Genomic DNA, 19,355 nt, shown 5'->3' with positions numbered 1-19,355 from the left:
GCTTTTGGAAATGAAGACAATTATAACGCTTGTATTTTTCGGCCTGGCCATTTCTCAGTTTTCAGCGAATGCACAAAGCTTGAATATTGAAGAAGTGGAGAATTCCATCAAACCTGATGGGAAATATGCCATTCTGGCCTCAAACCGACGAATTTTTGAGTCCAGTGTTAGAAATGGAGAAAACTTTAGGACAAAGTTTACGGATTCTGAATTTCAGATTGTGGTTGTTGGACCCATTGTTAAGGAATTAGCTGAAGATGAAAGTTTGATTCCTTTCGTTGAAAAATGTAAGACCAATGGAGTCAAAATAGTCCTCTGCCAGGTAGCTATGGCCCATTTGGGGGTAAAGAAAGAAGATTTACACCCTTATATTCAAACCACCGTCGGAGCTTATCAATACATGTTTGGCTTACAGGAGAATGGGTTTAGGACATTGATGCCGTAGGGCTGTGTCCTAAGCCCTGAATTAAGAAGGTTTGTAACTACAGATAAACAAACACAGGAGGCGTTTATTAGGGAGGCAGCAGAATAGAGTGGATGAAATCCGAATGAATCCTGGATATCTAACTAACGAGCTTCACATCTTGATTTAACCAAAAAGGTCAGCCAGAAAATCCTCCATTCGCTCACTCTCTGAGAAGCCGATAGCCAGTTCTTTTTTAGGAATGAAGTAATCCTCTTCTTCTTCTTCACTATCTGCATTGATTGTTTCTTTTTCGGCATCTTCATCCATGAACTTCCAATCTTCGCAGGTGGCATCAAGCAACTCTAATAGGGTTATTACTTTTTGATCATTACGTTCATTAAGCAGAAAGTCAGAAGAGTTTTTGAAGTAAAGCAAAATTCTTTCGTCCTCAATCCAGGAGAGGTCGTTTATGATCTCATCAAAGGAGTCAAGGTTAAACCCGAAATAGTCAGGAAAGTGCAAGACCTCAGCCAGTGTTTCGTAGAAGTCACGAAGCGTTTTACAGCGTTTGGCGTCTATTTCAATCAACGAAAAGTCATCAAACTGCTTCGGGCTGTCAGTAATAAAGAGATTGTTCATCAGTGTATTATGAATAGAAAAATTTTCATTCAGGGTTCATTAAAATAAAACTTTCATAGTGGTCTGGTGTATAATATCCAAGGCCGGTAGAGCTCGTTACGATTCGCTCGGCTCCACGATTTTGACCTTTCTTTTTGGGATAAATATCCCACTCCTTATAATTAATTCGTTGTCCGTTTCCTGTTTTTTGAGGCAGTCGTTTCTCGTAGTTCCCAAATCGTCTTCCGCCAACGTAGCCCTTAGGAGCTTTATCATGCTTTTTGACATAGGCCCAGGTCTCGTAGGCTTCCTTTGGTATAATATCTTGTTGGTTTTGCCCGGTATCGGGCAATTTGCAACTCAAAACCGATAGAAAGAGAAATGCAAAAGAGAGAAGGCGAAGCATGGGTTTAATTCAGAGAGAAGGCAGGCACCTGTATGGCCCCGGCATGATTAAACATGAGTTCGGTAATAATATAATGCATATCCTGAATCAGCGGAAACTCATTGATCACATCCAGCACAGCAAATTCGCTGTCGGCGTTCAGCACCATCCATAGCCTGGCCCGGTCCATAGAGAGAGCGTAAGAAATAATCTTACCTTCTTCCATGAGCTCATCTACCACCATTTTTTGCAGAGGGATTTTCGCAAGAAATTCCTCTGAATAGGGTGTTGGTAAATCAAACTCGACCATGTACTGTGTCATACAAAAATTGGAATAGTGAAACTTCAAAGTGGAATTCTACATTCCCGATAGGGTTTCGTCTTAATTCTTTACCAATTATAACGTATTGCGATGAGAATCGGTTTATCTTTGCAAAGAAATCTCAAAAGGGGTGCCTTAACAAAACGGGCTGAGATCATACCCATAGAACCTGATGCGGTTAGAACCGACGCAGGGAATTTGAGAAGAGTTAGTGGACGCACTGATTCCTCAATACTATTTCAAAATTTTTGTCAACCAAAACGACAGCGATTTTGCTCCTTGATTGCTTCGTAATAATTCTTGGAAAGAATAATTATGAACAACAAAACCAATTTTAACAAACTCAAAACGGGCTTTGCAATTGCAGCCTTTTTATGCTCAAAACCTTCTGCCGCACAGGTAGATACACTTTCGTCTATTGACCTGAGTGAGGTGGTGGTTAATGCCACCCGTGCCAACGAAAAGACCGGTATGGCCTTTTCTACAGTTCGTAAAAAAGAACTGGAAAAACAGAACCTTGGTCAGGACATTCCTTTTCTTCTCAATCAACTGCCTTCGGTGGTAATTACCTCAGACGCTGGGGCGGGTATCGGTTACACAGGTATCCGAATAAGAGGTACAGATGCCACTCGAATTAATGTGACTCTGAACGGAATCCCCTATAACGACTCCGAGTCGCAAGGTGTTTTCTGGGTAAATATGCCTGACTTCGCTTCCTCAGTAAGTAGCATTCAGGTGCAGCGTGGAGTGGGAACAAGTACCAACGGAGCAGGGGCTTTCGGAGGTACTGTCAATGTCAATACTTTGCAACTGAATCGTGAGGCATTCTCTGAGATTAACACCTCCATTGGCTCCTTCAATACTAAGAAAATTAACGCATTGAGTAGCACAGGTCTTATCAAAGACCATTTTGTGATGGACGCCCGTTTCTCAAAAATTGTGTCTGATGGTTACGTGGACAGAGCGTCCTCTGACCTCAATTCGTTTTACCTGAGTGGAGGTTTTTATGACAAACAGAACTTTGTCCGTCTTAATGTTTTCGGCGGCAAAGAGAAAACCTATCAATCCTGGTACGGTGTGCCGGAGGGGCTTGCTCTAGGCGACCGAGACAAATTCGATGCTTTCGTCGCCAATAACTGGCTTGACGAACAAACAGCGAATGAAATCTGGAATACCGGACGTACCTACAATTTCTACAGCTACGATAATGAAGTTGATAACTATCAACAGGATCATGTGCAGCTGATCAGCTCTTTTAAAATTGGAGCCAACTGGCGATTCAATCCCACTCTTCATTATACGTACGGAAGAGGGTATTACGAGCAATACCGTGACGGAGCGGCTTTTGCAGATTACGGTTTGGAAAATGTAACTATCGGTGAAACGACGATTGAAGAAACCGACCTGATCAGAAGAAAATGGCTTGATAATCATTTCTATGGGGCCGTTTGGTCACTTGATTACGAAGGGAAAAGTAGTAAGCTCACGGGTTCTTTTGGCGGAGGCTGGAATCAGTACGATGGAGATCATTTCGGGGAGATTATCTGGGCTCAGTATGCTTCAAACAGCGAAATCCGAGAACGTTGGTATGAGAATACCGGTGTCAAAAAAGACTTTAATATCTACGGAAAAGGGTATTATCAAATGACAGCCAACTGGAATGTTTTTGCAGACTTGCAATTCCGTGCCGTTGGTCTTGAAATAGACGGTATTGCTGATGCTTTGCAAAGTGTAAATACTTCAAATTCTTTCAATTTTGTGAATCCTAAGCTAGGGACCAATCTTGTTTTTGATCAATACAGTTCAGCATATGCTTCTTTTGCTGTAGGCAACAAGGAGCCAAGTCGTCAGGATATTGTAGACGCAACTTCCACAGTTGGTGCACAGGCTCCAAGGCCTGAAACACTTCATGACTTAGAGCTAGGCTATCGTTTTTTAAAGCCCAATACGCAGCTGGAGCTGAATGGGTACTTGATGAATTACAAAGATCAGCTGGTCCTTACCGGTGCCATCAATAATGTTGGTGAGGCCGTAAGAGTGAACGTGCCTGAGAGTTTCAGAGCGGGCATTGAACTTCAGGCAGCTCAGAAACTTGGTGAGAAAATATTGCTTTCAGCCAATATGACTTTGAGCCAGAATAAGATCAAAAGCTTTACTGAGGTAGTACCAAGCTATGATGATAGTCCAAACGAGGTCAACACCTTTGAAAATACAAACATTGCTTTTTCACCAAATATCATTGCTGGTGGTATGTTGAGATTTACACCGGTTAAGGAGCTTGAAATTGCATTGCTTCCAAAATATGTTGGCAAGCAATATCTGGACAACACTTCAAATGAAGACCGTGTGATTGCTGCTTATTTTGTCAATGATTTAAGAATCAATGCCAATCTGAAAAGTGCTTGGGCCAAAAACATTGGTCTGAGTTTATTGGTCAATAACCTTTTCAATACAAAGTATTCGTCCAATGGTTATACGTACAGCTATCTCTATGGTGGTAAAATAACGGATAACTTCCTGTATCCGCAGGCTGGTACTAACTTCCTGGCGGCGGTGAAATTGAGGTTTTAATGAAAAATTGTGGCACGACTAAACTTGGAAGAGCTAGGTCGTGCCACGATTATTTTCACAGCGGGTCTGATCTGTTTCTCTTAGATTATGCTTCATCTCCCTATAGCCATCCCCAAGCCAATAGCTCCAAGGCAAAGGAAAAGATTCAGGCCAATATGAAGCAAAGCTGTACCATATTCGGCGTTTTGGAGTAACTTAAAAGTCTCATTACTGAACGTAGAGTAGGTACTGAATCCACCGCAAAATCCGATGGCTATCATAGGTTTCCAGACCTGCTCTGACTGAAAGGTTTTCACGGCCACAAATCCTAATATCAAACTCGCCAGCACATTGGCAATGATGGTTCCGAAAGGCAAATGATGCGGCAGGTTATTGACACTAAACCGGGCAATCAGGTAACGGGCAATGCTGCCTGTACCGCCGCCGATGAAAATATACAAGAGCGTTTTCATGTGTTAAATTTATATCTTCAAAGGTCAAATGGAGCCATTGGCGATTAAAATATTCATTGTCTTAGAGGAGCTATGATTATTCCAATCCTGTCAGAGGCCATGCCGAAAAAACTTTGTTAATTGTTCAAAACTAGTGAAAATGACCAATTCCTCTTCTCCAAAGTCTAACCAACTGCTTAAATTACTGGGTGTGGGATTCGGTATTGCTGTTACGGTTGGTGGTACCATAGGCACCGGCATTTTACGTAAGCCCGGGCCGGTAGCTCAGCTGTTGGGTGACCCTGTATTGATCATGGGTGTATGGGTGGCCGTAAGTCTGTACGCTTTTCTGGGGGTCCTATGTGCTATTGAGCTTGGAGTTGCTTTGCCGAGGGCCGGAGCCTGGTATGTCTATGCCCGTCGGGCATTTGGTAATTATGTGGGTTTTTTCACCGGTATTACGAGTTGGCTGGGCACGGTGACCTCTTTGGGTTTCGGGGCCTTTACCATCAGTGAATATCTTGGTCTTCTTTTTCCGTTGGTGAATGAACATCTGACGGCATCATCTATCCTGATTTTGATTGTTTTGACCGGTTTTCACATGCTGGGAACCAAAGTCGGAGGGAAGTCGCAGGAGGTTGTTTCGGCCATAAAAGCATTGGCCCTGCTGGCTTTTGTAATCTTTTGTTTTGTGAAAGGAGACGCCGTTTGGTCTGACCCTTCGGCTTTGCAATCTGCCGCAAAAGGAGGACTTTTTGTAGCTATTCTGGGAGCTATGCAGGCCATTTTTTACACCTTTGATGGCTGGCATACGGCGGCCTATTTTGCCGAGGAAAATACGGATAGCACCAGAAACTTACCCAAAGCAATGATTGCCGGCGTACTCACCATTATTGTGATTTACCTTTTGGTCAATGCCGCCATTCTTTATGTTTTGCCTGTTGAGCAATTGTCTCAAAGTAAGTTGGCCGCTGCAGATGCCATTGGACTTCTGGCCGGAGAGGGCTCTCAAAAAGCGGTAACGCTCTTTCTTTTAATTTCCATTCTTGGCCTGATGAATGCTCAGGTGATGTTTGCCCCAAGGGTTCTTTTTTCCATGAGTCGCGATGGATTGTTCTTCAAAAAAGCTTTGCAAATCAATGGACTGGGCACTCCGGCAATTGCCTTGTTGATTACCGGTCTTTTGTCCGTTATTTTAGTGATTTCGGGGAAGGAGACTTCAGGCCGCTTGTCTGACATAGCCACATTCTTTTTTGTATTGTCCTACACCATGGGTTTTGCTTCACTATTGCGATTGAGAAAAACCGAACCCGATTTAGAACGACCGTTCAAAGTACCACTTTATCCTTTTTTGCCCTGGTTTATGCTGATTTGCTCCATCGCCTTTTTGCTGGGCACCGTTTTTGGCGATTGGCAAAACAGTAAATTCGCGATCGTTTTTCTTTGTCTGACGTATCCGCTTTATTTGCTTCTCAAAGCAAAAGAACAAAGCTCCTGATGGCCTTAGAGAAATACCTTGAAGTACTTCAAAACGAACTTGATACTTACCAATACGGCGAAAAGCCGAAGGAGCTGTATGAGCCCATTGAATATCTGATGAGTCTTGGAGGCAAGCGTCTTCGACCGGCTCTTACTCTGATGGCCTATCACTTATTTGAGGATGATTGGCAAAAGGCTCTCAAACCGGCTATGGCCGTGGAGGTTTTCCATAATTTCACGCTGATGCATGATGATATCATGGACGAGGCTCCACTTAGAAGAGGACAGCCTACCGTCCATGAAAAATGGAACCGTGATGTGGCCATTCTTTCCGGTGATGTGATGCTGGTGGCGGCCTATGAACTCCTGTCAGAAAGCCCCGGAAATGATTTCAAAACGATCCTGAAACGTTTTAACCGAACGGCGGCAGAAGTTTGTGAAGGCCAGCAGATGGATATGAATTTTGCGGACCGCGAAACGGTAACGGAGGAAGAGTATATTGAGATGATTAAACTCAAAACCTCTGTTCTGCTCGGTTTTGCCTTGGAATTGGGAGCTCGCTCGGCTGGCCAGCCGGAAGAGGTTGTGAATCAATTGTATGAGATCGGGGTGAATTTGGGTATTGGCTTTCAGCTCAAGGACGATATTCTGGATGTGTACGGCGACCCCATCAAATTCGGGAAGCAGATTGGTGGGGATATTATCGAAAACAAGAAGACCTGGCTGATGCTTAAGGCCCTCGAAAAATCGGAAGCTGACTCGGCTCTTCACCATTGGATCAGGGCCGAAGATTTTGAGCCACAAAAGAAAGTACAGGCCGTCATCGAAATCTATAATGCTCTTGGCATCAAAGAACTCGCCGAAGGAGCGATGACGAAATGTTTTAACAAAGGTTTTGAAGGAATCGAAAAGCTGGAAGTTCCTGAGGAACGGAAGGCCATTCTTCGAGGTTTTGCAGAGTGGTTGTTTGGGAGGGACCGATAAAACCCTTTGCAAGGACTTCAATCCATCGGATCAGTTACAGCACCATCTCCTCAAAAATCCGGTCTAAGGTTTTTTTCGGATTTTCTGTATACCCTGGGTGAATTTCAGAGGCCTGAATAATGGTGCTTCTTTTGGCGGTGAGCCAGCGAAAACGGGAGGCCATATCTTGCTCCCCGATGAGCCCGGAGTCTTTTTCACCTTTGACAATTTTTTGAAAAGCGTCCAGATTTTGTTTGACATCTTCAAGCGTATGATGCTTTGAAAAAGAACTGAATTTATTTTCGTCTACAGCATATCTGAAGCCCAGGAACCGCATCGCCTTGCAAAACAAAACCACGCCTACGTTCATGCATTCCCCACGCTCTACCTGCGGGTAGAACCGAACAATGGCGTATTCGTAAACCTGCTTATCTGGCATTTATGGCTTCGTTTAAAAAGGCTTCACTGTTTGTTCTGCGAGCACCTAAAAAATCAAGGTAAAGTTCTTTGCTGATAGTGTCATCGGTTTCCAGCCATTCTTCAGGAATCAGTTCAACCACGGCCTTGATATTTTCCTCTGAAATGGCCGCGAGCATGTGTTCATTCACCTCTTTCAATTGAGTGGCTTTGTTCAGCAAAACATGATCTTTGATATTGATAAAAGGCCTTTGACTTTGCTCTTTCCAGGCCGACGGGTTATGGTGAAAATACAAAGAAGCACCGTGATCAATCAGCCAGATTTCGTCTTTCCAATTCAGTAGGTTGGTGTTTCTGGCCGTACGATCGATGTTCATCAGAAAAGCATCAAGCCACACAATTTTGGAGGCGAGAGTTTCATCAATTTCGTGAGCTACCGGGTCAAAGGTGATGGCTCCCTGAAGGTAATGAATCCCGAAATTTAAGCCTACACTCCATTTGAGAAGGTCTTGTATTTCTTCATCCGGCTCGGTGCGGCCATAGCCATCGGGCAGGTAGCCGAAAACCACCTCCGGCACTTTCAAGCCAGCCAGCCGGGCCAGTTCGGCTCCGATCAGATCGGCGATCAGAGCTTTAGTGCCTTGTCCTGCCCCTTTGAATTTCAGGGCATATAAAAATCCGTCGTCGGCCTCCACAATGGCCGGTAATGAACCACCTTCACGTAGAGGTGAGATGTATCGGTCAATATGTACATTCCTGATTTCAATCATCAGTTTCCCGTCAGACTCCTGAAGACCTCTTCCATACTTTGTCCGGAAGCTTTGAGCTCGGCCAAACTTTGATCAGCTACTATTTTTCCGCGATTGATGATGATGGCTCTTTCGCAAATCGATTCCACCTCCTGCATGATATGAGTACTCAAAATCACTGTTTTGTTTTTGCCGGCCTCTTTGATCAGATTTCTGATTTCCACCAGTTGATTCGGATCAAGACCAGTTGTCGGTTCATCGAGAATCAGTACTTCGGGCTCATGAATAAGAGCCTGAGCCAAGCCGACACGTTGGCGATAGCCTTTTGACAATTGTTCAATTTTTTTGTGCTGCTCTCTGTCTAAACCGACCAATTCAATGACCTCGGCTACTCTGTTTTTGAGTGTTTTACCTCGTAAACCATGTAAAGAACCCGCAAATTCGAGGAATTCTTTGACATACATCTCCAGATAAAGTGGATTATGCTCCGGCAGGTAACCAATGCTGTTTTTGACGGCTATTGGTTCTTTAGAAACATCAAAACCATTGATGAAAGCTTCACCTTCTGTGGCCTGAATATAGCCGGTCAGAATCTTCATCGTGGTGCTTTTTCCCGCACCATTGGGGCCTAAAAAACCGATGATTTGTCCTTTCGGAATATCGAAAGAAATGGCATCGATAGCCTTCTGGCTACCGTAGGCCTTGGTGAGTTGTTTGGTTGAGATAGACATTGCCCGCCTAAATTAGTTATTCTCTACCAAATCAGGTGCCTCAAGACCCAAATGCTCTCTGACAATGCTTGCCCAGATGCTGTAACCCTGCTCATTCATATGCAGCTCGTCTTCTGTGAAAAGTTCAGGGCGAACCGCTGTATTTTCCAGCATTGGGTTATGGATATCCAAAAAGTACCGTAGTGGCTTGTCTCTTAAAAAAGCTTCAGTTAGTTGATTTGTTCGTTGAATAACATCCAGCTTTTCTGCCCTGATAGGACTGGGTTTGATACTCAGAAAGGTAAGCGGAACTTCAGGAAACTGCCGGTCAACTTTCTCAAGGAAAGATTGGAATCGCATCAGGATTTCTTCAGGAGCGATATCTTCGGCGATGTCGTTATCTCCGCAGTAAAACATGATTTTCTGAGGCTGGGTTTTGCCCAACAGCTCCTCGTAGTATTTGATACAATGAATGATTTGAGAACCCCCAAAGGCAAGATTAAGACAGGTCAGCTCCGGTATATCCTGTTGCAAGGTTTCCCACAGCCTGAACGAGCTGCTTCCGTAAAATACGATTGGGTTTTCGGTGTGGTTTTTTAGCTTTTGTGCCGCCAATGCGGTCACCTCTTCTCTAAACTCGTCTTCCATTAATCCTGTGCTAATGCGTTTAACCATGAGTCGGCGTTGGCCAGCTCCACGGCTTCATCAATATATGTTCTAAACTCCTTTTGATACGCCTCCAAAAACGCTGACATTTCTTCTCTGTTTTCCGGGTCAGCTACTTTTTCAGAGATTTTGAAAGGTTTTTTTATGACTGCGGCAAAGGTGGTTCTATTTAACCTTTTGTCAAAATTGGCCACCGCCACGGGAACTATGAGAGGTTCTTTCTCCATTTTGGCTGCCAGTAAAAATGCTCCGGGTTTGAATAGTTTCGGAGAGTTTTCGGTGGTGGAGCTCGTGCCTTCCGGTGCAAGCATAATACTTGTGCCTTCTTTCAGGTATTTGCCGGCCGTTTCAAAAAAATCATCCCGTTGCTTTTTGCGTTCCTCTTTGGAGTCAAACTTACTGCCAGACTCCCTTGTAAAAACCGGAATATGCCCCAATCGTTCGTAATAATACTGATGCCCGTATTCTTCCCCGCGTGGTATTCTTACAACACGTATTCCGGGATTTTTATACTTTTTATAAAGAATAACCGAGGAAATAAAGTGCGAGTCAAGCGTTAGTTGAAAGCGATTTGGCAGGGTGTTATACACGTGATTTTCAAGATGGTTATAAATAAAAATCGCGGGCACATCGGGTAGGTTTTCCCACCCTTTGACCTGATAGGAGGTATGTTCAAAAACCTCCAGAAACTGCTCTGCACAAAGCTCTCTAACCTCCTTGCTAGTGTAGTAAAAAGGAGCATTAGCTACCTCTGAATACACTCTTAATAAACCGTTATAGAAATCGCTTTCGCGTACCACCTCTGTGAGGATGTCAAGGGCCGAGTTGGCAATTCTCCGCTCCAGTGAATTTCCACTCTCGGCGAGTGTTCGCAAAGAAAAAATAGCGTCTTGCAAGCTGATGGTGCTTTTGAGCAAATGAGGAACCTTGTGAAGGTCAGAGGTGACATCAAGCTGAGTACAATTTTGCTCGATAAGATTCCTGACGGCGGCGATTTCACCGTCAAAGTTTATTCTGATGAGCTTGGCTCTGGCTGATCTCAGTCGATTGCTGTAAAACCATAAAAGTCGCAATTGAAATCGAATGGCTAACTCGGGGTTCTTTTTCAGATATGATTTCAGCTTTTTAGCGTCAATTCTGAAAACGGTACTCGGAGCTAAAGCAATGCAGCTCAGATAGTTTGTTTGATCATCAGAAAAACAATTTGTACTGATTAGGTAGCCGTCGTGATTAATGATTCGGTGATCCAGTTGTTTTTGATCGGGATCAAAGGAATAAATCAGAGCAACTTTTCCCTGCATGTGAACGTCAAAGCTCTCTGCAGGGCTGTTTTGATCAAAAAGTTTTTGACCCCTCTCCAAATTATATTTGATGCCTATTGACTCAAATTCCTTCAGCTCATCCTCTTCAAAAACTTCAAAAAACGGGGATCGGTTAAGTAAGTCAAGTGTATCTACGCTAACCCCTTGCTCAATACTTTGATAGGTTTTAAGCTTTAGTAAGCTTTGGTCGGCTACAGGTACCAGCTGAGCCAGCATTTGCCAGGTATCCAGTAACATGTGTTGGGCCTGACCAGCAATGAACTGCAAAAACGGGAGAGCACCTTCGGCATCTTCTTCAAAAAGGGTTCTGAGAAACTCATGCTCCCAGCAAACAAAAACCGAATCAGCATTACAGGTAACCGTGGTGGCATAGCGAAAAGGCTCTTTAAAACCAGACCAACCTGCCGGTGTAAATTTGTGGTTGCTTTGCCCAACCAGCAGCTCCTCCATTTCGTTTTCAACTTTCAGGGAGAAAGCGATGGCTCCGCTCAGGAGAATGTAAAATGTATCACCGGGGCTATACTGTGCCGTCACAATATCCTCCTCCTGCATCTCCACGATCCGGGACTCAGACATCAGTCTTTCCCTGAAACTTTCGGAGAGTTCGTTCAGAAAGGGCAGGTCAGTTAAAATATCGGTCGCAGTGTTAGTCAAATCTAAAGTGGTTTTGTCCTGGCAGAATATACCAGTAAGTAATTTAGTCCATATATGGGATAAGTACAATTTCTGTCGTCTTAAAACGACACTTCTATTCTTTCAGGCAAAAGGAATGGTGGAATAGTACAATTTGACTTATTGTTCGATTTCGTTTGTAACAGATACACTTTTGAAATAAAAAGGCCGCCCCTTTCGGAGCAGCCTTGCGTTTGTTGTCTTATTGAAGTGCGTCTTGCGACGTTTAGAAAATATATTTGCTTTCAGCGAGCATGGCATCGGCCACGCGTCTTCTGGCATCTTTTGTATTGAATGGTTCTATTTTAGTGAAACGTTTAAGACCCATGAGCATAACTCTCAGCTCATCACCTTCTGCGAAGGCCTGAATGGCCTCACGACCTACCATATTGCATTTTGCAACGGCATTGTGGAGGTAGATCATCATCATGTCTTTTTCAAGGGAAACGGCTTCCTCTCCTTTGATACCGATGAGTTTCTCCACGCGGAGAATCGCTGACTCTACCGCGTAAATTTCAATCAACATATCGGCACTGTTCATGAGGATTTCCTGCTCGTGCGAAAGCTTCATCATGAATTTCTGAACAGCGGCTCCGGCCACCATCAGTACGGCCTTTTTGAGATTCTTCAGCACATTCTTCTCGGCCGCAAACATGCCTTCGTGATCATCACCAAAAGATGGGATTGACATAATCTCTTTTGCCACGGCTCCGGCTGGCCCCATCAGATCCATCTCGCCTTTCATGGCTCTTTTGAGGAGCATATCCACGATTAGCAGACGGTTGATTTCATTGGTTCCTTCAAAAATCCGGTTGATTCTGGAGTCACGATAAGCTCTGTCCATCGGAGCATCGGCTGAGTAGCCCATACCGCCGTACACCTGTACACCTTCATCCACCACAAAATCAAGAACCTCTGAACCGTGCACTTTCATGATGGCACATTCGATGGCAAATTGTTCCAGAGCTTTCAGTTTGGCTTCTGCATCTGATTTACCTTCAGCTTTGAGTTTTTCGATAAGGTCATCGATGTTCTGACCGGCACGGTATCCGGCCGCTTCACAAACCCAGATTTTGCTGGCCATTTCGCCCAGCTTATGTTTGATTGCACCAAATCGACCGATGGAAATCCCAAATTGTTTACGCTCATTGGCATAATTGACGGCCTGAGTGAGAACGCCTTTGGCTCCGCCAACAGCCGCAATACCAAGTTTAATACGACCGATATTGAGAATGTTTACCGCAATTTTAAAGCCTTTTTCACGGTCAGAAAGCATATTCTCTACCGGCACCATACAGTCATTGAAGAAAATCTGGCGGGTATCTGAGCCCTTGATTCCCATCTTATGCTCTGGCTCGTTCATGGTGATGCCACCGTATGATTTTTCAACGATGAAAGCGGTCAGGTTTTTATCATCCTCAATTTTGGCAAAGACAATAAACAGGTCTGCAAATCCACCATTGGTGATCCACATTTTCTGCCCATTGATTTTATAGTGTTTACCGTCAGCGGTAAGTTCAGCTTTGGTTTTTCCTGAATTGGCATCTGAACCTGAATCAGGCTCTGTGAGGCAGTAAGCGGCTTTCCACTCACCACTGGCCAGTTTTGGCAGGTATTTTTGCTTTTGATTTTCATTACCGTAATAAAGAATCGGAAGTGTACCAATACCTGTATGAGCTGACTGAGCCACAGAGAAGGAGTATCCGGCTCCCAGAACTTCAGCTACGAGCATTGACGTATTGAAATTCATCCCGAAACCCTCATACTCTTCAGGTACCGCTGTTCCCAAAAGACCAAGCTCCCCGGCTTTGTCCATCAGTGAGGACATGAGCTCCGGTGTTTTGGCTTTATCTATTTCATCAAGAATGGGGTGAACCTCGGTTTTGAGGAAATCGCTGCAGGTTTCAGCGATCATCTGCTGTTCTTCATTGAACTCTTCAGGGATAAAAATATCGCTGGCTGAGGTCTCTTTGATGAGGAACTCACCACCTTTTATAGCTTCATTTTCGGCGACTGCTGACATATCAAAAAATTTACGTTTGCGAACAGGTAGTATGCATGCATACCATCACAAATTAACGCAAATAAATAATGTTATGCAAGCATACTATATGAATTTTTCGAGAAGGTTTTGGGCTATGGGCAGTCGGAGATACTGGCCTTAAATAAGGCTCCGTTTTCTGCCTTAAAGCCCGGATTTAGCAGAACAGATTTGCTGGCGGTATATTCAATATCACCGGTGGGTTGGTTGACCATTTGCACACTTTCTATCGTCTGCTGGCTTTGATAGGGGGCTTCGGCGGTATTAACTGAACCCGTGAGACTTAAGGGGTCAGAGAAACAGGAAGAAACGACTACCTCTGTAGTAGCGGTGCTGTTGCTAAGGCAATGCAATGTTTTACAGGCCAGGGTATAAGAGGCTGTGGAGGCAGGTGTCAACAGTAGAGGACTTCCCGTATCCGTGGTACTCCAAAGGTAGGTGCCGTTGCAATTACTCCCTGTTAAGGTCAACGTATCGCCGGGTCTAACCTGGGTGGCCGAGGCCGTAAAGCTTGGGTTAGTCGGTAGCGTTAATGATGTCAAATCGATGATTGGGCTGAAAAGGATCTTTTCTGACGTTGCTTTTCTAACATTGAGGGCGTATCGACCGGGGGCTACGGTGATGCTACTGGTGCTGTCATATCCCCAGTTAAGTCTTTGGTAATTTGCTCCGGGTAAAACAGTATGACTCGTACAACAATTTCCAAATTCTCCCCGGGCTTCAGAATCTGTATTGTCTCTGTTTGACCATGCATGACCAGCGTAAGAACCAGGAGCTGTTAAGGTAATTGGTGTTGAGGGTGTACCAATATTGCAAGTAAAAGAAGGTTCAATTAGGTCTGCTGCCAAATATGGCGTTGAAGAGCTTAAAAAACCATTTGTCAGATAGTTGACCCAGTAATTTGCGTGTTCAATGATCCCGGCATCGGTATCCATATGAATATTGTCTGACCGATAGGTATTGCTACCGTCTGTAATGTTATCCGTTTCAGGTCCATTGAAAACATGTGGATCGTTATCAATTGTATTCTGCTGACCAGTAATCACATTCGCAGCGGTAGTTACTGCTCTAGAAGCCCGGGCGACCATCCAGGTTAAGTTACTCAATTCTGAATGTTCACGCGTTTTGGCTATTACCTGCTCAAGATATGACTGGTAGGTTCCTGAAGCAGTACCATGATCAGCCTCTCCCTGATGCCATAAAACTGACCGGATTCCGGTTAGACCAGAGTACATACGCATTACAATGGCCAAAGCTCCGTAGGGGTGATCATATTGTTCCTCAACAAAAAATGAAGGAGAGGTCAGCGGTTCACTATTGGCAGACTCTTTCCACCATTGAACTTTGGTCCCACCAAAAGCCGCTCCATAAAATAGTACCGGAACATTGAGTGAATCAATTAAATATTCTGACACCTTCCCCCAACACCAGGGGGCAGATTGAAAGGGACCTATAAAAAGGGTGTCATTTGCCACATCTGACGCGTTCATCTGAGAGAAACCAATGGGAAGCAAATCGTACGTATTGTACCCATTGGAGAAATGCATGACGTTAGAGCGGTCGTCGTTGGAATCGTAACCAATTCCGGTAGGGTAGCTTCCGACAGAAGGGTCTACGTAATCTGTGATTCCTGAGGCATTTGATTGCCCCGCAACCACAAAAACCTCTCCGATGCCAACTCTTTCTCTGCCCACGGAGTCAATTTCAACACCATCTTTATAGGCTTTGATACCCAGTTTATACCAGCCACCGTTTGCCAAATATTTACCATAGAAGTAAGGCTTGTCGTCCCGGTAGTCAATGGTTTGCCAGGTGCCCTCTGTCCCTTGTCCGACTACCCTCGGGAAAACCTTGGCCATGATGCTATCATACTCTGCCGTGAAATTGCCTGTGATATGAAGGTAAGCCTGATTCGAATTATTCCTTTGGTAGATCATGCGTTCTACCGGGAGAGAGACAGTAATCTGTGCAATAGAAACCATTGAACAGAAGGAGATTAAGGCCGTCGAAATTAACTTTTTCATGATCGAATGGCAAAAATAGCGGAAACTGCCCACCAAGCGGGATATTTAAGACCAATTTTGATTTTAAGGGTTTAAAAGCTTCTATTTTTGCCGCCGATGGATCAGTCAAAACTCAGGCAGGGTGTCCTGTACATGCTAATTGCTTCTTTTTGTTTTGCTCTGGTGGGTGCCTGTACCCGCCTTCTTCGGGATTCTATCAGCTCAGTAGAGATTGTTTTTTTCAGAAATCTCATTGGCGTTTTGTTCATTGGTTATTCTGTATTCAAAAGACCTTTGATTCAGGAGGGAGGCAAACCCTTTCTGTTGGTTTTCAGAGGGGTGATCGGTACCATTGCACTTTATACTTTCTTCTACAGTATTACACAGATAGGGCTTGCTGAGGCCATCACCTATCAGCAAACATACCCGATTTTCATTGCTGTGTTCTCGGTTTTTATTGCCGGTGAAGGGTTGAGAAGGAAAGAATGGCTGGCGGTACTTTTGGGCTTTGCCGGCATCTGCTTCATTTTCGTACCCCAAATGTCGGGCGGGCTTTTATCGGCCAGAAGCCACATTATTGGAGTAAGTAACGCCATTTTAACGGCCTTTGCCTACATGAGTATCAGAGGCCTTAGTGGGTACTATGATGCCCGCAGCATTGTTCTCTCTTTTATGATTTCGGGCATTGTGCTGCCAATTATTTCAATGGGTATCGGCGAGTTTTATCAGCTCCCGGCACTTGATTTCCTGATTGCTGAATATGTGACGCCGCACGGAACAGACTGGGCCTGGATTTTGGTTTTGGGAGTGGCGGCCATGATCGGTCAGATATACCTCACCAAAGCCTTCAGCTATGGCAAGGCTGGGATTATCTCGGCGGTGGGTTTTAGCAATATCATCTTCTCGGTCATTTTCGGGGTCTTTTTGGGTGATCCAAGCCCGGGCACGCTGGCCTTTATCGGAATCGTCTTTGTCATTATTTCAGGGACATTGATTTCGTGGCAGGCCAAAAAGAAATAGATTTATCTTTGTCAAAAACCGACTTCTTCATTGCAATCAGGCGAATTATTTAACTCTGAAACCATTTTCACGGATGTGTTGCTGCCGGTACCCATACCGCAGGCTTTCACCTACCGTGCTCCGCGGCATCTGTCCGAACAGGTGCAGGTTGGTAGCAGGGTGATTGTGCCTTTTGGCAAAAACAGGGTATTGACAGGCATCATTTCTAAAATTCACGGTACTCCGCCAGAGAAATACAAAGCGAAATACATTGCTGAACTGATGGATGACGAGCCGGTGGTGACGCCGGAGCAGCTTTGGCTTTTTCAATGGGTGGCTGACTATTATATGTGTCATCCCGGAGAGGTGATGAACATGGCTTTGCCCTCTGGCATGAAGGTCAATAGCGAGTCCAGAATTCAGCTCAATCCAGATTTTGAGTCGGAGGAGTTACTTGAGGATTTTGAGAAAGAAATTCTCAAAGTGGTGGAAGAAAAGGAGTCGCTTTCATATGCTGATCTGAGTAAATATCTGGAAGAGAGCAGTGTCAATAAAGTAATCAAAAAGCTGATTGACAAAGGTGCAATTCTGGTGTATGAGGAGGTCAAAGAACGTTATTCGCCTAAAAAAGTCAAAAAGCTTCGGCTTGCTGCGAAATATGCCAATCAGTCTGCCGCTCTCGCTTTAATTGATGAATTAGAGGGCAAAACCAAGCAGCAGGAGGTTATTCTTAAATTCATTGGACTGTTGCCTCCGGATAAAATCAGGGAGAAAAACCTTCATGGACTTGACAAAGCCTTTTTCAAAGAGCTCTCGGCTTCCTCTCTCAAAACACTTATAAAAAACGAGGTTTTAGAGGAGTTTGAAATCACCGTATCTCGTTTTGAAAAATATGATGCCGATGAGATGGCGACTATCACTTTGACCGAGCCTCAGCAAAACGCTTCTGACCAGATTATGGAGGCTTTTGCTGAGCAACAAGTGGTCCTTTTTCATGGGATAACCGGCAGTGGTAAAACTGAGATTTATATAGACCTTATTGACAAAGTTTTGAGTAGTGGCTCTCAGGTTTTGCTGATGCTGCCTGAGATTGCGTTGACCACTCAAATTGTGAGTCGATTACAAAAGGTGTTCGGAGATAAAATGGGTGTATATCACTCAAAATTCTCCGATAACGAACGGGTGGAGGTTTACATGGGCGTACTGAAAGGTAATTACCAGTTTGTGGTGGGGGTGAGGTCTTCCATCCTTTTGCCGTTTACCAATCTGGGTCTTGTGATTGCTGATGAGGAGCACGAAACCAGCTATAAGCAGTTTGACCCCGCTCCAAGATATCATGCCCGTGATGTGGCCATTATGCTGGCTCACCGGCAGCATGCAAAAGTATTGCTCGGCTCGGCTACTCCGTCGTTTGAGAGTTATTGGCAGGCCAAAAACGGCAAATATGGTTTGGTGGAATTGCACCAGCGATTTGGGAAGGCCACCTTGCCGGCATTTGAGGTCATAGACATGAAAGAGGAGCGAAAGGCTGAGCGGGTGAACAAAGGTTTCAGCCAGTCTTTTCTGGAGGCGTTGGAAGCGAATATTAAACGGAAAGAACAAACCATCATCTTCCAGAACCGTCGTGGCTATGCTCCTTACATGAACTGTGAGGAGTGCAACTGGATAGGTCAATGCCATCAATGTGCTGTAAGTCTTACGCACCATATGTATGAAAATACACTGGTGTGCCATTACTGCGGTTATAAGGAAACAGCCCCGAAAGTTTGCCCGGTTTGTGAGTCTACGAAGCTGAAATCGGTGGGTGTAGGTACGGAGAAAATTGAGGAAGACCTTCAGGAGCTATTCCCCGAAGCCCGTATTCTTCGGATGGATCTGGACACTACCCGATCTAAAAATGCCTATCAAAATATCATCAGCGAATTTGCTGAAGGTGATGTGGATATTCTGGTGGGTACTCAGATGATTTCAAAAGGTTTGGACTTTGATAATGTGAGTCTGGTAGCGGTTTTCAACGCCGACAAAATGATTTATTTCCCGGACTTCAGGGCCGCCGAGCGGGCGTTTCAGATGATTACACAAGTCAGTGGCCGTGCGGGTAGAAAAGAAAAGCCAGGAACGGTGTTTATTCAAACCGGTGGGCCAGATCATAGTGTGCTGAAGTATGTTTTAGAGAATGATTTCATCGGGTTTTATGACAAAGAAATTCATGAGCGTGAAGGCTTCAATTATCCTCCTTTCTCACGTGTGATCAGTATTACCACAAAGCATATCATGCGAAATGTATCGCATCAGGCGGCAGGAAAACTGGCTGCTGTTCTGAAAAAATACCTGGGGCCTCAGCGGGTATTGGGGCCTGAAAAGGCTTTAGTGGAGCGGGTAAGAAACCAATATCTCTTTGAGGTATGGGTAAAGCTGGAAAAAGACAAGCTCAATATGAAGGCTGTAAAGGCTTATATTGCAGAGCAAATCACCGAAATCAACACAGAGAAGGAGTTCAAAAGTGTTAGGTTTGTGGTGAATGTGGATGTGGTCTGATTATTAAGACAAAAGATTTAAGACGCAAGACAAAAGACTCTATCAACAACGAGTGTTTTTTAT

The 19,355-nt window shown here is 44.5% G+C and carries 17 protein-coding genes and 1 riboswitch; of the genes, 6 read left to right on the top strand and 11 right to left on the bottom strand.

Annotated elements, in window-relative coordinates:
• The first annotated feature begins 10 nt into the window (after positions 1-10).
• The gene (locus AFM12_RS06410) at positions 11-445 is read left to right on the top strand and encodes a DsrE/DsrF/DrsH-like family protein (RefSeq protein WP_055145502.1); all 435 of its coding nucleotides are present in this window, start codon (positions 11-13) and stop codon (positions 443-445) included.
• A 144-nt stretch (positions 446-589) separates the two neighbouring features.
• On the opposite strand, the gene AFM12_RS06405 is transcribed toward AFM12_RS06410, so the two are convergent.
• Genes AFM12_RS06405 through AFM12_RS06395 form a run of 3 tightly spaced genes read right to left on the bottom strand, consistent with a single transcriptional unit; the run spans position 590 to position 1,731 of the window.
• Positions 590-1,045, bottom strand: a complete 456-nt coding sequence (locus AFM12_RS06405) for a barstar family protein (RefSeq protein WP_055145499.1) — start codon at positions 1,043-1,045, stop codon at positions 590-592.
• 25 nt (positions 1,046-1,070) lie between these two features.
• Positions 1,071-1,430 carry a guanyl-specific ribonuclease gene (locus tag AFM12_RS06400; protein ID WP_082391224.1) on the bottom strand — a complete coding sequence of 120 codons (360 nt, stop codon included), beginning with the start codon at positions 1,428-1,430 and terminating at the stop codon, positions 1,071-1,073.
• 4 nt (positions 1,431-1,434) lie between these two features.
• Positions 1,435-1,731: a hypothetical protein gene (locus AFM12_RS06395; RefSeq protein WP_055145493.1), complete on the bottom strand. Its 297-nt coding sequence runs from the start codon at positions 1,729-1,731 to the stop codon at positions 1,435-1,437.
• Between the two features lie 116 nt (positions 1,732-1,847).
• A riboswitch (TPP riboswitch) is annotated at positions 1,848-1,945 on the top strand.
• Positions 1,946-2,046: 101 nt separating this feature from the next.
• Between AFM12_RS06395 and AFM12_RS06390 the strand changes: the two genes are divergently transcribed.
• Positions 2,047-4,302, top strand: a complete 2,256-nt coding sequence (locus AFM12_RS06390) for a TonB-dependent receptor (RefSeq protein ID WP_082391277.1) — start codon at positions 2,047-2,049, stop codon at positions 4,300-4,302.
• Between the two features lie 92 nt (positions 4,303-4,394).
• Here AFM12_RS06390 and crcB read toward each other — a convergent pair whose 3' ends face one another.
• Positions 4,395-4,754, bottom strand: coding sequence for a fluoride efflux transporter CrcB (gene crcB, locus AFM12_RS06385; protein ID WP_055145490.1), 360 nt, complete (start codon positions 4,752-4,754; stop codon positions 4,395-4,397).
• A 139-nt stretch (positions 4,755-4,893) separates the two neighbouring features.
• Here crcB and AFM12_RS06380 point away from each other — a divergent pair, with 139 nt between their 5' ends.
• The gene (locus tag AFM12_RS06380; RefSeq protein ID WP_055145487.1) at positions 4,894-6,231 is read left to right on the top strand and encodes an APC family permease; all 1,338 of its coding nucleotides are present in this window, start codon (positions 4,894-4,896) and stop codon (positions 6,229-6,231) included.
• Complete coding sequence (locus AFM12_RS06375; RefSeq protein WP_055145484.1) at positions 6,231-7,196, top strand: polyprenyl synthetase family protein; 966 nt, start codon at positions 6,231-6,233, stop codon at positions 7,194-7,196. The genes AFM12_RS06380 and AFM12_RS06375 overlap by 1 nt, the downstream gene beginning before the upstream one ends.
• 34 nt (positions 7,197-7,230) lie before the next feature.
• Here AFM12_RS06375 and AFM12_RS06370 read toward each other — a convergent pair whose 3' ends face one another.
• The 7 genes from AFM12_RS06370 to AFM12_RS06340 form a co-directional block, all read right to left on the bottom strand.
• Positions 7,231-7,614, bottom strand: a complete 384-nt coding sequence (locus AFM12_RS06370) for a DUF3037 domain-containing protein (protein WP_055145481.1) — start codon at positions 7,612-7,614, stop codon at positions 7,231-7,233.
• Positions 7,604-8,362 carry a HipA family kinase gene (locus AFM12_RS06365; RefSeq protein WP_055145478.1) on the bottom strand — a complete coding sequence of 253 codons (759 nt, stop codon included), beginning with the start codon at positions 8,360-8,362 and terminating at the stop codon, positions 7,604-7,606. The genes AFM12_RS06370 and AFM12_RS06365 overlap by 11 nt, the downstream gene beginning before the upstream one ends.
• On the bottom strand, positions 8,362-9,072 hold the full coding sequence (locus tag AFM12_RS06360; protein WP_055145474.1) for an ATP-binding cassette domain-containing protein: 711 nt from the start codon (positions 9,070-9,072) through the stop codon (positions 8,362-8,364). Before AFM12_RS06360 ends, AFM12_RS06365 begins: the two co-directional genes overlap by 1 nt.
• Before the next feature lie 12 nt (positions 9,073-9,084).
• Complete coding sequence (locus AFM12_RS06355) at positions 9,085-9,726, bottom strand: GDSL-type esterase/lipase family protein (protein ID WP_055145471.1); 642 nt, start codon at positions 9,724-9,726, stop codon at positions 9,085-9,087.
• Positions 9,699-11,693: a 1-acyl-sn-glycerol-3-phosphate acyltransferase gene (locus AFM12_RS06350; RefSeq protein WP_055145468.1), complete on the bottom strand. Its 1,995-nt coding sequence runs from the start codon at positions 11,691-11,693 to the stop codon at positions 9,699-9,701. Before AFM12_RS06350 ends, AFM12_RS06355 begins: the two co-directional genes overlap by 28 nt.
• A 244-nt stretch (positions 11,694-11,937) precedes the next feature.
• Entirely contained in the window at positions 11,938-13,734 is a 1,797-nt protein-coding gene (locus tag AFM12_RS06345) for an acyl-CoA dehydrogenase FadE (protein WP_055145465.1), read from the bottom strand.
• Positions 13,735-13,847: 113 nt separating this feature from the next.
• Complete coding sequence (locus AFM12_RS06340; protein ID WP_082391223.1) at positions 13,848-15,776, bottom strand: 3-coathanger stack domain-containing protein; 1,929 nt, start codon at positions 15,774-15,776, stop codon at positions 13,848-13,850.
• A 96-nt stretch (positions 15,777-15,872) separates the two neighbouring features.
• Here AFM12_RS06340 and AFM12_RS06335 point away from each other — a divergent pair, with 96 nt between their 5' ends.
• Entirely contained in the window at positions 15,873-16,775 is a 903-nt protein-coding gene (locus tag AFM12_RS06335) for a DMT family transporter (protein ID WP_055145459.1), read from the top strand.
• 30 nt (positions 16,776-16,805) lie between these two features.
• Positions 16,806-19,292, top strand: coding sequence for a replication restart helicase PriA (gene priA, locus AFM12_RS06330; protein WP_055145455.1), 2,487 nt, complete (start codon positions 16,806-16,808; stop codon positions 19,290-19,292).
• Positions 19,293-19,355 lie beyond the last annotated feature (63 nt).

The sequence above is a fragment of the Jiulongibacter sediminis genome (assembly GCF_001306455.1).
GTDB classification, from domain to species: Bacteria; Bacteroidota; Bacteroidia; order Cytophagales; family Spirosomataceae; genus Jiulongibacter; species Jiulongibacter sediminis.
This window is presented reverse-complemented; position numbering and strand designations above follow the sequence as displayed.

What these genes read in the sequence shown, in the direction of transcription:
- AFM12_RS06410 (WP_055145502.1), top strand. Translation starts at nt 11, where the DNA reads ATGAAGACAATTATAACGCTTGTATTTTTCGGCCTGGCCATTTCTCAG.
- AFM12_RS06405 (WP_055145499.1), bottom strand. Translation starts at nt 1,045, where the DNA reads ATGAACAATCTCTTTATTACTGACAGCCCGAAGCAGTTTGATGACTTT.
- AFM12_RS06400 (WP_082391224.1), bottom strand. Translation starts at nt 1,430, where the DNA reads ATGCTTCGCCTTCTCTCTTTTGCATTTCTCTTTCTATCGGTTTTGAGT.
- AFM12_RS06395 (WP_055145493.1), bottom strand. Translation starts at nt 1,731, where the DNA reads ATGACACAGTACATGGTCGAGTTTGATTTACCAACACCCTATTCAGAG.
- AFM12_RS06390 (WP_082391277.1), top strand. Translation starts at nt 2,047, where the DNA reads ATGAACAACAAAACCAATTTTAACAAACTCAAAACGGGCTTTGCAATT.
- crcB (WP_055145490.1), bottom strand. Translation starts at nt 4,754, where the DNA reads ATGAAAACGCTCTTGTATATTTTCATCGGCGGCGGTACAGGCAGCATT.
- AFM12_RS06380 (WP_055145487.1), top strand. Translation starts at nt 4,894, where the DNA reads ATGACCAATTCCTCTTCTCCAAAGTCTAACCAACTGCTTAAATTACTG.
- AFM12_RS06375 (WP_055145484.1), top strand. Translation starts at nt 6,231, where the DNA reads ATGGCCTTAGAGAAATACCTTGAAGTACTTCAAAACGAACTTGATACT.
- AFM12_RS06370 (WP_055145481.1), bottom strand. Translation starts at nt 7,614, where the DNA reads ATGCCAGATAAGCAGGTTTACGAATACGCCATTGTTCGGTTCTACCCG.
- AFM12_RS06365 (WP_055145478.1), bottom strand. Translation starts at nt 8,362, where the DNA reads ATGATTGAAATCAGGAATGTACATATTGACCGATACATCTCACCTCTA.
- AFM12_RS06360 (WP_055145474.1), bottom strand. Translation starts at nt 9,072, where the DNA reads ATGTCTATCTCAACCAAACAACTCACCAAGGCCTACGGTAGCCAGAAG.
- AFM12_RS06355 (WP_055145471.1), bottom strand. Translation starts at nt 9,726, where the DNA reads ATGGTTAAACGCATTAGCACAGGATTAATGGAAGACGAGTTTAGAGAA.
- AFM12_RS06345 (WP_055145465.1), bottom strand. Translation starts at nt 13,734, where the DNA reads ATGTCAGCAGTCGCCGAAAATGAAGCTATAAAAGGTGGTGAGTTCCTC.
- AFM12_RS06340 (WP_082391223.1), bottom strand. Translation starts at nt 15,776, where the DNA reads ATGAAAAAGTTAATTTCGACGGCCTTAATCTCCTTCTGTTCAATGGTT.
- AFM12_RS06335 (WP_055145459.1), top strand. Translation starts at nt 15,873, where the DNA reads ATGGATCAGTCAAAACTCAGGCAGGGTGTCCTGTACATGCTAATTGCT.